Source organism: Mesorhizobium sp. M1E.F.Ca.ET.063.01.1.1 (assembly GCF_003998155.1).
In the GTDB taxonomy this organism is placed as follows: Bacteria; Pseudomonadota; Alphaproteobacteria; order Rhizobiales; family Rhizobiaceae; genus Mesorhizobium.
Map to the genome: position 1 here is coordinate 1 of NZ_RZSC01001778.1, position 389 is coordinate 389.

General features: G+C 64.0%; 1 protein-coding gene. It reads left to right on the forward strand.

All coding sequences use genetic code 11. The features are described 5' to 3' along the window. Positions 1 to 136 precede the first annotated feature (136 nt). Positions 137 to 389 (forward strand): arginase family protein (locus EOA29_RS40835; RefSeq protein WP_189479224.1); only part of this gene is annotated, 253 nt, incomplete at its 3' end.

The window sequence follows — 389 nt, forward strand, 5'->3', positions numbered from 1 at the left end:
CGACAACAAGGTATGGCTGCGCAAGCCGCAAGAGCTTGGCGTTTGATCCCGCGATCTGGACCAAGCGCTTGCCGTCGCGGCCGCCAGCTCCCGCGTCTATAGAGACGCCCTGTCTGTTGCGACGAGGGAGGATGTCGTGAGCAAGATATCGCTTCTGGGCATTCCGCATGACGGGAATTCGTCCTGGCTGCGCGGTGCGGCCGAAGCGCCGCCGCTGATCCGGCGCGAACTCGCCAGCGATGCCTACAGTTCATGGTCGGAAACCGGCTTTGACCTCAGCGACCGCTTCATCGATCACGGCGACGTCGATTTCACGCAGCCCGGCGATCCGTGGGAGCGGATCGAAAGCGAAGTCGGCCGCGCGCTGGATGCCGGCCATCCGCTGATCT